This window comes from Brevibacillus sp. WF146, from assembly GCF_001673705.2.
Classification (GTDB): domain Bacteria; phylum Bacillota; class Bacilli; order Brevibacillales; family Brevibacillaceae; genus Brevibacillus; species Brevibacillus thermoruber.
Genome location: NZ_CP109943.1, coordinates 2040367 through 2053009, shown reverse-complemented (window position 1 = coordinate 2053009; position 12643 = coordinate 2040367). Strand labels below are relative to the sequence as shown.

Below are 12643 nucleotides of genomic sequence, written 5' to 3'. Positions count from 1 at the left end.
CTTGACCGCTGCAGGGGGCTCCTGTAATAAACCGGAACGCTCCGTTCCATAATAAGTTGGTCACCGCTTTGCTTCAGGCGCCATCAGACACGCACAAGGAGGAAAAAACATGAAGCAAACGGCCATGCGCCTGCTGATTCCGCTGTGCCTTACGCTGGTCATGACAGGTGCCGGCGGAGATTCGGGGTTCGCAAACACAGTGGAAAAAGAGCGAAAATACTATGAGGACCGGGGCGATGTCGTCTGGGAAGTACCGACCGCGCAAAAGGTGATCGCCCTGACCTTTGACGATGGTCCCGATCCCGTCTACACCCCCCAGATCCTGGATCTGTTGAGAAGGTACCACGCGAAGGCCACCTTCTTCGTCGTCGGCCAGCGCGTGATGAACCATCCCGAAATCACCCGGCGCATCGTCGCAGAAGGACACGAAGTCGGCAACCACACGTTTAACCACGCCAATTTGATGAGGCTTCGTCCCGAGCAAATCCGCCACCAAATCGAAAAAACGTCTGGCCTCATCCATGCCGCCACCGGCAAGCATTCCGAACTGTTTCGCCCCCCGGGCGGCTACTACAATGAGACCATTGTGCACTGTGTGAGAAAAACCGGCCATCTGACGGTGATGTGGTCCTGGCATCAGGACACGCGGGATTGGAGCAATCCCGGAACGGACAAAATTGTCAACAAGGTATTGAACAACGCGCGGGGTGGGGACATTGTCATCATGCACGACTACGGCGGGAACCGGTCGCAAACCGTAACGGCTGTCGCCAGGATTCTGCCGGAACTGGCCAAACGCGGCTATCGGTTTGTCAACGTGTCCCAACTGGTCAGCATCCGCGGCAAACTGCCGGTCAACCGCTCCAAATGAGGGGATACCCCGCCCTTTCCCCTGCGAGGGCACGAGGGCGGACGGCTATTCTTTCGTATCAGAGGCGCTTCGTACGATTTGCGAGCGTCACGCCGCCAGTGACCAATTCCATACCTTCCAATCACAAAAGGAGGGACATGAGCCCCCCTTTCACAGCAGTTCATCCTGATTTTTTTTCTGAGGACGAATTAATGCACCGGCCTGATGCAGCGTTTGCAGCAGTTCGCTGACTGTCCTCACTTGATCGACAATGGTTCCCAAATCGAGGTTTATTTTGGGAAGTCCAAACAAGGATCGCTTTCGAGGCGTATTGATCTTCTTCCATTCTTGAAAGTGCTGCTGCAGCGTTTCGGGATCCCTGCGCACCCGCTTGGGAACCTTGTTCGCTCGGAGCCATTCGTGAAATTCCGGAGGAAACTCGCCACCAGGTTTGATTTTGCTCATACAATCACCTCTTTCTCCGTAACGGTGTACTCAGCGGCAATGGGCACGTACACGGGTAAAAGTGAAAAAAGCAAAGGGAGAGCCCCTTTCCCCCTTTGCACAAACACCTCGGCGCGTTCACAGCCGCCTTTAACAGTCGCAATCACACCCGACAATGACCAGCAATACAAACAATACCAACACCAGCGCAAACCCGTTAAATTCGCCATTGAAGATACCCATTTGCATTCCCTCCTTTCGCACATGTAGTCATACTGTATGTGCATCAGATGGGAAATGCTTATACGATTACCTATCGGACAAAAAAATCTTATCCACGCTGCCGGGACGAAACAGCGGACACCAAGCGCCGGTAAGCGCTTTCGATTTCCTCCAGGTCAACTCCCGAACGGCGGGCAGCCGCCAGAGAGGCTGCCACTCTGGCCGATTCCAGAACGCTGAACGCTTCCCGCACCGCGCTGCGCGAAACGGCAAGACGTTTGGCCAGATTGCCCCCGCCGTAAACATCTGATTATTGCGAATATATTGAATATGTTAGAAGGAGGCGCGTCAACGCCATCCATCCTATTGCATCCACAGCCTGAACAACCCCTCCGTATAGCCGAGGTTGTACATGTAATACAGGCCAAACGCGGCACTGATCCCTCCTGTCATTTTCGTCAGCACGCGGCTTATCTCGATGTTTTTCGCGCTGATCACGAAGGGAATCCCGATGATCGTCGTGGTCAGGAGCATGCCGATAATGGTGCCGGCACCGAACACCAGGATATACAGGCCGCCTTCCCATACACTGTTCACCGCAGCCATAGTCCACAGGACGAGGGCAGCGCTTCCCGCCAAGCCATGAACCAATCCGATCAGCAAGGACTTCCAGTACGACACCCGTTCATGCTGGTGATCATGGGACTCGCTCTGTTCATGCGAGTGAAAATGTTTGTGCGGCACCCCATCATGTTCGTGCTCATGCACGTGGATTTTCCTTTTCTTATAGGGAAAGAGGCTTGTGATGCCCAGGTAAACAAGCATGATACCGACAAGGAACTCCAGAGACATTGCCACTTTTTCGGGGATTCCGTTCTTTACGAGAAGGAATACCATGCCGACGACAAAAAGCGTGGCGGTATGTCCAATCCCCCAAAACAAACCGGCCAACGAAGCATTCCACAATCGCTTCGTCTGCGTGGCGACCGTGGATACGGCTATCACATGATCCGGTTCAATCGCATGTTTGATCCCCAAGACAAAGGCAACCGCCAACACCGACAACAAACTTGCTTCCATAACGCGATTCCGTCCTCTCTCCCATTCAGTTTGTCAAGGATTTTCTGCTGTGCGGGTCATGACGCAGTTTCCGCAGCCACTGCAGGTATCCAGTCATCTGCAGCGCCTCTCGTTCACGAAAAGGACATCCGAAACTTTCCTCCTTTTTCCTTGTTTTCACCATGATAAAGGTTTTTTACATGCTGCGAAAGAGAACACGGGGGCGTTTTTGATCCGCTTGCGATTCCCCGACGCTTTCAGACCGCCCGATAGGTGGCAACCCTATTTTCATACGTGGATGTTGCTTGCCTATGCAACCGTGTCAGCACGTGAATATACAGGTATGGTAATGCCAGAATCTAGAAAAGAGGGTGACGTGTATGTACTATTATCCTGGACAATGGCCTGATCAATCGTCCGAACAATGGTCCGCTCAATCGCCATACGATTGGTCGGTAGAATCGCAGGAACAATGGTCTTGGCCAGCCCAATCTCCATCGCAATATCCGCCGCGTCGGCGATTCTGTCCGGACTTTTGCAGACGCTGTCCTCCAGAATGCTGCCGACGTCCCAGGAGAAGGGGTTACTGACCACCACTGCAGCGTGCATCCAGCGAATAGGTCGGACACCCTCGCTGCTGCAGCCGTAAGCAGGTGATTGTTCCGGCCGAAGCAGCATACATGGATGGTGGAGCCACATCCCGCTCAAAGCGGGTGTGGCTCTTTTTCCCTCTCTCTCATTTGCAGCCGGCTATGCTTTTGCCACGTTGACTCGTCCCGAAAAGAAGGTGGCTCCGCCGCCCATATCCGCGAGACGGTCCGGCGTGAGCGCGTTCACCAACCGTTTCGTTCCCGGTATATCCGCCCAGAGCCCCTGGCTTACCACTACGCCGGGCAGCACATTTTCCCCCACAGAGGCGACCAGTTCACACTCGCCACGCTCGTTCCAGATCCGCACGTTATCCCCGTTTTTGATTCCGGCCCGTGCAGCATCGGCGGCATTCATGTGCAGCCGAGGCATTTTTTCCAGTTGAACGTGCTTGTCATTATGGGAGAAGGTCGAATTCAGGAAGTTGTGATTCGGCGCCGGAATAAACAAATAGGGGTAATCCCCGTCGTCGGCAAGCGGTGCATACGTCGGCAGCGGCGGGTATCCTTCCCGCTCCATCTTTTCCGAATACAGCTCGATTTTCCCGCTGGGCGTAGGGAGGCGTCCCGGGAACAGGGGTTTTACATTCGCCTTGACATACTGCCTCTCGACAAGCGTTTCATAGTCGATTCCTTCCAGATACGGGTTCCGGTGGTTGTGAAGCGCCTGACGGATCAGCTCCTCCTCCGTGTCCTGAAACGCCTGGTCATCAAACCCCATCGCTTTCGCCAGCAGGCGGAACACCTCCACATTGGACTTGCTTTCTCCATACGGCGGAATCACCGGCCGCTGCAGATGGATGTAGTGATGCCAGTAGGAGGTGTAAAAGTCCGTGTTTTCAAAGGAAGACGTCGCCGGAAGCACGAGATCGGCATACACGGCCGTCTCCGTCAGGAACATGTCATGCACGACGGTAAACAGATCGTCCCGGGCCAGTCCGCGGCGCACCTTGTTTGCTTCCGGGGCCACTACGGCCGGGTTGCTGTTATACACAAACAGCGAACGCACCGGCGGGTCAAGCTCAAGCAGGGCGCGGCCAAGCTGATTCATGTTGATGACGCGCGTCTGTCTGTTTGCAAGCAAATCGGGGCGCTGCAGCGCCTGCTTGTTGAACAGCAGGTATCCGCCGTTTCCCTTGATCGCTCCGCCCCCTTTTTTCAGCCATTGGCCGGTAAGCGCGGGGAGACAGGCAATCGTCCGTATGCACATGCCGCCGTTGTCATGATGCTGCAGCCCGTTTCCGATGCGGATAAAGGAAGGGGATATCCGGCCGTACATGCGGGCCAGCCGGACAATATCCTCCGCAGGAACACCCGTAATGGCGGATACGGCAGCGGGATCGTACTGCTTCACATGCTCCCGAAGCTCCTCATGCCCCACGGTATATTGTTGAAGAAAGTGTTCGTCCACCATGTTTTCGGCAAACAGGACATGCATCATGCCAAGGGCCAGCGCGCTGTCCGTCCCGGGCATAATGGGAATAAACCAGTCTGCCCAACGGCCGGTCTGGTTTTTGTGCACATCGATCACGACGACCTGGGCCCCGTTTTTGCGCGCTTTCTCGGCAAGCGCCACCTGATGCATGTTTGTGCTGACCGCATTGATCCCCCACATGATGATCAGCTTGGCATGAACCGTATCCTCGGGGTCCGTCCCGAAGCTGCCGCCCATGGTATACTCGTACCCTTTTGTTCCGGCCGCGGTGCAAATCGTTTGATCCAGCCTGCTTGCGCCCAGGCGGTGAAAAAACCGGCGGTCCATCGATTCCGCGCTGAGCCTGCCCATGTTGCCGTAGAAACTGTACGGCAGGATGCTTTCCGGTCCTTCGGTCCGAATCAGTTCCTTCCAGCGGGCAGCGATCGTTTCAATCGCTTCCTCCCAACTGATTCGTTCAAATTTGCCTTCCCCCTTGGCGCCGATGCGCTTCAACGGATATAGGAGCCGTTTTGGGTCGTAGATCCGCGCTGTCATGTTGCGTACCTTGTTGCAGATGGCTCCCTGGGTGACGGGATGATCAGGATCCCCCTCTATTTTCACAATCTTTCCATCCTGTTTGTAAACAAGCAGACCGCATTGATCGGGGCAATCCAGCGAGCAGACAGACGGAAAAACTCCATTCGGCTGATTGGCGTAGTGCTGCACGGTGCATCTCCTTTCACGTTTGAACGATGGGAACAACTGCCTGCCATACGCAGCTGCCCCGTGCGACAATCGCGAATATTTCGTTTCTTTGTTCATCTTATCACGATACGCGCTCCATTTCGCACCTGTCAACACCATTGTCGCATGCGGCCCCTGCCGTATCCGCTCCCGCCCGGTCGGCGCTGCTCCGGTTCGCTTTGACAATACGCCGCCATCGCAAAGCGGGGCACGGGTGCGGTGGGCAACGCCGGGATCATCGATCTGGGTGAGGAGACGGTGCGCTCATGAGCACGATGCACACGCCCGTCAGCCACCCGCGTCCTCCCATCAGACTGCCTGCAAACACGGCTGCAGTCCCCACCAGCATTGTGCCGGTCATCTCGACAGCCCGCTGCCGTATCGTGCCGCCGGATGAAGCCCCACTCACGACCATGGCACCGAAGGAAGCCAGCAGTCCGAGTCCCGCATGTCCGCCAGCGATGCCAAGAGCAATCGGCCCGGCCATCCCCATCATCCCTGCCACGATTTGCGGAAGATCGACCGGACCATCCTTTGACCCATGCAGCATGTCGGCTGTCATCGCCTTCACGAAGCGGTGCCGACAAGCCGCTTCGTGTTTGCTGTCCACTCCCCGGGTTTCCAGCTTGTTTTTCACCATGATTCCCCCAACTTCCGAACAAGACGTTTCAGACACCTCCATCATATAAAAAACGCGGAAGCCCGAACATAAAAACGTTCGAGACTGCCGCGTTTTCCTGTACGATCGATTCCCGCCAGGCGGGCGCTTTTCCGCGAAAAAGGCAGCCTTCACCTGTTCCGCCGGTCGCGCTGAATCATCGGGGAGTCCTCCGCTTTCTTTTTCTTGCGCGTTCTCAAAAACGTGGGGCGCGTTTGCAGCTTTTTCATCGGAATTCGAACCAGCATATCCGTCCAATCCCGCATACGCAGCGGCGAAAGCGGAGCCAGATAGGGAACGCCGAAGGAAACAAGCCGGGCTACATGGGCGTGGATGAGGAGCAGGCCCAGGATGAATCCGTACGTCCCCAAAAAACTGCTGCATACCAGCAGGAAGAACCGCAGGATCCGGTACGTGATGCCGAGATAATACACAGGCGCCGTGAAGGAGGAGATCGCGGTCAGCGCGACAATGACAAGCGTCACGGGACTGACCAGGTTGGCGTCTACAGCCGCCTGCCCAATCACAATCCCGCCGACGATGCTTACCGCCTGTCCGACCGGCTTGGGCAGCTTGACGCCGGCTTCCCGTATGATCTCAATGATGAGTTCCATGATAAAAATTTCCATAAAGATGGGAAACGCCACCTTGACACGCGCGGCGTCCATGGAGATGAGGAGCCGGGTGGGAATCAGCTCCGGGTTGTACGCGACCAGCGACAGGTACAGCCCGGGCGTCGTGATGCTGAGAAACAGGGCGATCATCCGCACGAAGCGGATCAGCGTGGCGTACTGCCAACTGGTGTAGTAATCGTCGACGGTATCCAGCAGTTGAAAGAACGTGATCGGCAGAAGCAGCGCATATGACGCCCCCTCGATCATGACGGCCACGTTTCCCTCGATCAGATAGGAGCAGACGACGTCAGGCCGTTCGGTGGGGCGCAGTTGGGGAAACAGGGAGAACGAGTCGTCCTCCAGATATTCCTGAAGCTGCATCTGGCCGATCAGGCTGTCTGTTTCGATGCAGGAAAGACGCCGCCTCACTTCTTCCACGATGCGCGGATTGGCCACGTCTGTTAGGTACAATACGGCGGTTTCCTGCTTCGTCCGTCTTCCCACCATGACGGATTCCACCCGCAGATACGGGTCGCGCAGGCGCTGGCGAACCAGTCCGATATTGGTGTTGAGGGCTTCCACAAAACTTTCTTTCGGGCCAATGACGCTGATTTCCGTCTCCGGCTGCTCGATGTTCCGGCCGTTTTCCTTCTTAACTCCCACAGCCAACCCGGCTGTCTCGCCGTCCACCAGCAGCAGCGCTTTGCCGTGCAGGATCTGCTCGATCGCGGTCTGCCAGTCCTTCACCCGATGTATGTCACTTGCGGAAACGATGCTCTCCTGGATGAGCAAGAGCAGGTCTCTCTCCTCCTTGTCCCCGGTCAGGTGGGACGCCTGAGCGGTCGGGAGCAAGCCCGCTCTCTGCTGCAGGGGCGTTATCACCTGCCGGTTCAGGCGGTCGGAATCTGCCAGACTGCGCAGGAAGAACAGGCTGACACTCCTGTCCAGACACGTGAGGTGGCAGGCGGCAAAATCGCTGCTGCCGCCCAACCGCTCCGTCAGCTCCTCCGCGTTTTTGACCAGCGACGCGTGAAGGGGCGTTTTCCCGATCGTGTTCACCGCTTGTTTTTCGCGTAACAGAAACCGTTTCGATCTATCCACCGATTTGCGCCAAAACAGGTTGAACTTCATGGTCGTTTGATAGCTGTCCTTCCACATATCCCGTAATAGGCATAGTATTGCTTAATGGAAGTTCTTCTATCATGTGAAAGGGATTGGGTCGGCTGCGTCTGGCTCCGCCTCATCCATGCTAACCTTTCCATTTCAAGTAAGAGGAAACGGCATAGTTCATTCGTAAACTAAGCCCATTCAAACAAAAAAAGGCCCTTGTCAGAAAGATTTCAAGGGCCCCGTGCAGCCAATGGTCAACGCCTGGCCAGAGAGCGGGCCATGGTTTCCCCGCCTCCACATGATTCCCCGAGTACAGAGCAGTCTCCTTTCCAAAATCGGACGAAGCGACAGTCGATCTCGTTTACGGCAGCATCCAGGCGAGGATGTTTGTCTGCAGGTAGGTCAGCACGCAAATGATCAGCAGGAGCAAAACGCTGTGCTTAAACGTAAACCGGAACAGATCGGCGTCTTTTCCCGCCAGCCCCACCGCCGCACAGGCGACGGCGATCGATTGCGGCGAGATCATTTTGCCTGTGACACCGCCGCTGCTGTTGGCCGCGATCGCCAAGGCCGGGTCCATGCCCAGTTGGATCGCCGTCACCTTTTGCAGACCGCCGAAGAGCAGGTTGGACGAAGTGTCCGACCCCGTGAGAAATACCCCCAGCCAGCCCAGGATGGGCGAAAAGAACGGGAACAGGATCCCTGTCGCCGCCAAGGTCATCCCCAGGGTCGTGCTCATCCCGGAGGCGTTGGCCACATAGGCAAAACCGACGACGGAGGCGATCGTCACGATGGCAAACCGCAGTTCGCCCAGGGTCTCGCCAAACGTCTTTCCCCACTCTCTCCAGGAAAGGCGGCCGATGAACTTGGTGATGACCGCCGCAAACAGGATGGCCGTCCCTGCCGCCACCAGCAGTTCGAGCTTGAACACCGCGTCGATCGGCTTTCCGTTCGCGCCGATGACAAGCTGGTGCAGGCCGGGAACCGGCGGCGAAAAGGTGAGGGCCTTGCCGATGGGATTGATGGCGGACAGAAGCGCATTGGCCCCTTCGTATTTGCCGATCAATGCCTTTTTTACCGAAGGAATCCCCCACAAGGAAATCAGCGCGGTCAGCACCAGAAACGGCGACCAGGCGAACAGAACCCGCCCCGCCGAATGGGTTTCCCCGTTTTTCCCTCCCGACGGCCCATGAACACCGGCCGTTCCCGCTCCGGCTTGATCCGCTTCAAACCGGAAGATCGACCGGGGCTGCCACACTTTCAAAAAGAGCGTCAGGCAGACAATCGAAACCAGGGCGGAGAGGATATCGGGAAGTTCCGGTCCCATGTAGTTGGAGGTGAAAAACTGCGTGACCGCGAAAGAAAGGCCGGAAACCAGAATGGCGGGCAGCACTTCCATCGTCCGCCGAAACCCGCACATCAGCACGACGAGATAAAACGGTACAAAGATGGAGAGCAGCGGCAGTTGGCGGCCGACGATCTGGGAAATGTCCATGGCCGGGATTCCCGTCGGACCGGATACGGCGATGATGGGCGTTCCGATGGCACCGAAGGCGACCGGCGCCGTGTTGGCGAGCAGGCAAATGCCCGCCGCATAAAGGGGATGAAAGCCGATCCCGGCCAGCAGTGCCGCCGAGATGGCGACCGGCGCTCCAAAGCCGGCCGCTCCTTCCAGAAAGGCCCCGAACGAGAAAGCGATCAGCAGGGCCTGCAGGCGGCGGTCTTCCGTAATGGACACCACGGACGAACGAATGATGTCAAACTGCCCCGACTTTACCGTCAGCTTATACAAAAAGACGGACGCGATAATAATCCAGCCGATCGGCAGGATTCCGTAAACGGCGCCTTGAATGGCAGACATGACAGCCATGCCGACCGGCATCCCGTACACCAGGATCGCGATCAGCACAGCGACCAGCAGCGTAGTCGAACCGGCCACATGTCCCTTCATTCGTTTCACGGCCAGCGCCCAGAAAAAATAGAGAATCGGGATCAACGCCACCAGAGCGGAGAGCACCAGGCTCCCTCCCACCGGGCTGAACATCTGTGACCACGTCATCATAACGCCACACCCTTAATTCGAAATAGTTTGATAATTCAACGGATATCAACCGGTGCCGCCCTCATTTCCGCGCAGCGGCCCGGTTTGGGAAACATTTTGTCCGGATTGAGCAGATTCCGCGGATTGAATACATCGCGAATCTGCAGTTGGGCCTCCAGCTCGTCATCCGTAAAGACGTACCGCATCTCCTCTTTTTTCTCGATCCCTACTCCATGCTCGCCCGTGATTGAGCCTCCCGCGTCCGCGCACACCTTCAGCACTTCCGATCCCACCCGGACCGCCAGTTCCGTTTCGCCCGGAATTCTGGCGTCAAACAGGATCAGCGGATGCAGATTGCCGTCCCCGGCGTGAAACACATTGGCGATCCTCAGCCCGGAACGTTCGCTGATCTGCCTGATTTTCTCCAGCACTTCCGGCAGCCGACTGCGCGGAATGACGCCATCCTGCACGAGATAATCGGGTGAAATGGAGCCCATCGCGGGGAAGGCCGTTTTCCGGTTGGCCCACCATCTCGCCCGTTCCTCCTCGGTCGCGGCCACCTTTACCTCCGACACCTTTCTGCCCTGGCAGACGGACACGATCTTTGCGATTTGATCGTCAATGCCGGCGGCAATCCCGTCCACTTCGATCAACAGGACCGCTTCCACCCCCTTGGGGTGCCCGACCGGATACGTGCCCGCTTCCACGCCTTCGATCGCCGTTTTGTCCATCATCTCCAGCGCCGCAGGCATGATGCCGGCAGCCACGATGTCGGAGACGGCCTGGCTTGCTTCTTCCACGCTGTCGAAATAGGCGAGCACCGTCTTTTTCCCTTCCGGATTTTTCAAGATGCGCACCGTGATCCGGGTGACGATCCCCAGGGTTCCTTCCGATCCGGTCAGAAGCCCCATCAGATCGTAGCCCGGCGCATCGGGAACGCCGCCGATTTCCGCGATCTCTCCGTTTGCCAGCACCACCTCAAGGCCGAGCACGTGGTTGGTGGTCACGCCGTACTTGAGGCAGTGGGCCCCACCCGCGTTTTCCCCCACATTGCCGCCGATCGTGCAGGCGTATTGGCTGGAAGGGTCGGGGGCGTAATAGTAGCCTTTGCCCGCTACAGAATTGGTCAGTTTCAGATTGACGAAGCCCGGTTCCACCACGGCCAGACGGTTTTCGTAATCGACGTGAAGCAGCCGTTTCATCTTCACCAGGCTGATGATCACTTCACCGCCCAGCGGTACGGCTCCGCCGCTCAAACCGGTTCCCGCCCCGCGGGGTATGAACGGGATGTTTTGGTCGTGCAGATACTTCACCACCGCGGCAACCTCTTCCGTGCAGGACGGAAAGACGACGGCCCGCGGCGGGTGTTTGTGCACGGTGTAGCCGTCGCACTCGTAGGCCGCCAGATCCTCCCGTCGATAAAGGACGGAATCCGCTCCCACAATCCGGGCCAGTTCATGGACAATCGGGTCGATGGCCGGCATGGGTCATTCCCCCTTTTCCGCTTCCGATTGGCCCGCGGCCTGCCGCGCTTCCCGCTCGTACGACCAATCCAGCAGTTGTACGGTATGGACGATTGCTGCCGTTCGTCCGTGCTTCCTCGCTCCCATCATCATCTGCAGCATGCAGCCCGGATTGCCCATCACGAGCAGATCGATCTGATCGGGAACCGCTTTCATTTTCTCGTCCAGAATTTTGCCGGCCATCTCGGGGTTGGTCAGATTGTAGATGCCGGCGCTGCCGCAGCAGCGGTCCGCGAGCTCCATCTCGATCCACTCCACACCCGGAATCTCACGCAGAAGCTGCCGCGGCTCGGAGCGCACGCCCTGCCCGTGGGCGAGATGGCAGGCATCATGATACGCCACCCTCGCCTCCACCCTGCCGCGCGGTTTCTGATAACCGCGGGCAACCAGGAACTGGGAGATGTCTTCCACTTTCTCCGCGAAGCGAACGGCCTTGTCGTGATACTCGGGATCGTTGTGCAAAAGTTCGGGGTATTCCTTGAGTGCACACCCGCAGCCCGCCGCGTTCACGACCACGCTCTCCACATCCGCCGCCAGAAACGCGTCGATGTTTTGTCTGGCCAGCGCCTTGCCCTGCTCCCGGTCGCCCGCGTGAATGTGAAGCGCTCCGCAGCATCGCTGTCCGCGCGGCACCACCACGTCGTACCCGTTTCGAATCAACACGCGGATCGTCGCCGCATTGATCTCGCCGAACATCACGTCCATCACGCATCCGGCGAGCAGGGCGACCCTCCCCCTGGCCGGGCCTTCCGCCGGAATCACCTCCGGGCGCGTTTTCATGACGGGATCGGAGACGGCCGGCAGGACGCGCTCCATCTCTCGCAGGTGCCTCGGGAGCAGGTTGAGCAGCCCCGTTTTTCGGAGGAACGACTGCAGGCCGCTTTTCTGGTACACCTTCATCAGTCTCCCCAACACGTGCAGCCGGGATGGATGCGGAAACACGCCTCTCAGGAAAAAGGAATGAAGGAACGCTTTCCACCCCGTGAGCGGAATGGCCTTGCGAATTTGTCCGCGTGCGGCCTCAATCAGCGATCCCACCTGTACGCCGGACGGGCAGGCGGTTTCACAGGCGCGGCAGTCCAGGCAGGTAAAGACAGGGTTTTCGAAACCCGCAGAGATGGGCAGCTTCCCTTCCGCCACGGACTTGATCAGGTGAACCCGGCCGCGCGGGGATTGCTGCTCATGCCCAGTCTCCAGATAGGTGGGACACGACTCCAGACAGAGCCCGCAGTGAACGCAGGCGGAATACTTCTCCTCGTCCGGCGGATCTTCCCACCGATAATTGCCTTTTGCATGAGGTACAGGCGCACTCAC

Annotated in this window: 10 protein-coding genes; 1 reads left to right on the top strand and 9 read right to left on the bottom strand. The window is 57.6% G+C overall.

Annotated features, from left to right (window positions below; genetic code table 11):
- The first annotated feature begins 109 nt into the window (after nucleotides 1-109).
- Nucleotides 110-871, top strand: coding sequence for a polysaccharide deacetylase family protein (locus A6764_RS10210; protein ID WP_065066606.1), 762 nt, complete (start codon nucleotides 110-112; stop codon nucleotides 869-871).
- A gap of 150 nt (nucleotides 872-1021) precedes the next feature.
- Here A6764_RS10210 and A6764_RS10205 read toward each other — a convergent pair whose 3' ends face one another.
- From A6764_RS10205 to A6764_RS10165, 9 genes are all read right to left on the bottom strand, one after another.
- On the bottom strand, nucleotides 1022-1315 hold the full coding sequence (locus tag A6764_RS10205; protein WP_044898165.1) for a hypothetical protein: 294 nt from the start codon (nucleotides 1313-1315) through the stop codon (nucleotides 1022-1024).
- A gap of 129 nt (nucleotides 1316-1444) precedes the next feature.
- Nucleotides 1445-1537 (bottom strand): YjcZ family sporulation protein, encoded by a 93-nt coding sequence (locus A6764_RS10200; RefSeq protein ID WP_029098832.1) that lies wholly within the window; start codon nucleotides 1535-1537, stop codon nucleotides 1445-1447.
- A 342-nt stretch (nucleotides 1538-1879) separates the two neighbouring features.
- Nucleotides 1880-2596 carry a HoxN/HupN/NixA family nickel/cobalt transporter gene (locus A6764_RS10195; protein WP_065066607.1) on the bottom strand — a complete coding sequence of 239 codons (717 nt, stop codon included), beginning with the start codon at nucleotides 2594-2596 and terminating at the stop codon, nucleotides 1880-1882.
- A 729-nt stretch (nucleotides 2597-3325) separates the two neighbouring features.
- The gene (locus A6764_RS10190) at nucleotides 3326-5365 is read right to left on the bottom strand and encodes a molybdopterin-containing oxidoreductase family protein (RefSeq protein WP_065066609.1); all 2040 of its coding nucleotides are present in this window, start codon (nucleotides 5363-5365) and stop codon (nucleotides 3326-3328) included.
- Nucleotides 5366-5618: 253 nt separating this feature from the next.
- Entirely contained in the window at nucleotides 5619-5993 is a 375-nt protein-coding gene (locus A6764_RS10185) for a hypothetical protein (protein WP_141669605.1), read from the bottom strand.
- Nucleotides 5994-6172: 179 nt separating this feature from the next.
- A complete protein-coding gene (locus tag A6764_RS10180) occupies nucleotides 6173-7714 on the bottom strand; it encodes a spore germination protein (RefSeq protein ID WP_264622496.1) in 1542 nt (513 codons plus the stop codon).
- A gap of 412 nt (nucleotides 7715-8126) precedes the next feature.
- Nucleotides 8127-9824 (bottom strand): L-lactate permease, encoded by a 1698-nt coding sequence (locus A6764_RS10175; protein WP_065066665.1) that lies wholly within the window; start codon nucleotides 9822-9824, stop codon nucleotides 8127-8129.
- 38 nt (nucleotides 9825-9862) lie between these two features.
- Nucleotides 9863-11290, bottom strand: a complete 1428-nt coding sequence (locus A6764_RS10170) for an FAD-linked oxidase C-terminal domain-containing protein (protein ID WP_065066612.1) — start codon at nucleotides 11288-11290, stop codon at nucleotides 9863-9865.
- Nucleotides 11291-11293: 3 nt separating this feature from the next.
- A complete protein-coding gene (locus tag A6764_RS10165; RefSeq protein WP_065066613.1) occupies nucleotides 11294-12643 on the bottom strand; it encodes a (Fe-S)-binding protein in 1350 nt (449 codons plus the stop codon).

Bases quoted from the DNA above. Each gene is read 5' to 3' on its own strand.
- A6764_RS10210 (WP_065066606.1), top strand. From the start codon at position 110: ATGAAGCAAACGGCCATGCGCCTGCTGATTCCGCTGTGCCTTACGCTG.
- A6764_RS10205 (WP_044898165.1), bottom strand. From the start codon at position 1,315: ATGAGCAAAATCAAACCTGGTGGCGAGTTTCCTCCGGAATTTCACGAA.
- A6764_RS10200 (WP_029098832.1), bottom strand. From the start codon at position 1,537: ATGGGTATCTTCAATGGCGAATTTAACGGGTTTGCGCTGGTGTTGGTA.
- A6764_RS10195 (WP_065066607.1), bottom strand. From the start codon at position 2,596: ATGGAAGCAAGTTTGTTGTCGGTGTTGGCGGTTGCCTTTGTCTTGGGG.
- A6764_RS10175 (WP_065066665.1), bottom strand. From the start codon at position 9,824: ATGACGTGGTCACAGATGTTCAGCCCGGTGGGAGGGAGCCTGGTGCTC.
- A6764_RS10170 (WP_065066612.1), bottom strand. From the start codon at position 11,290: ATGCCGGCCATCGACCCGATTGTCCATGAACTGGCCCGGATTGTGGGA.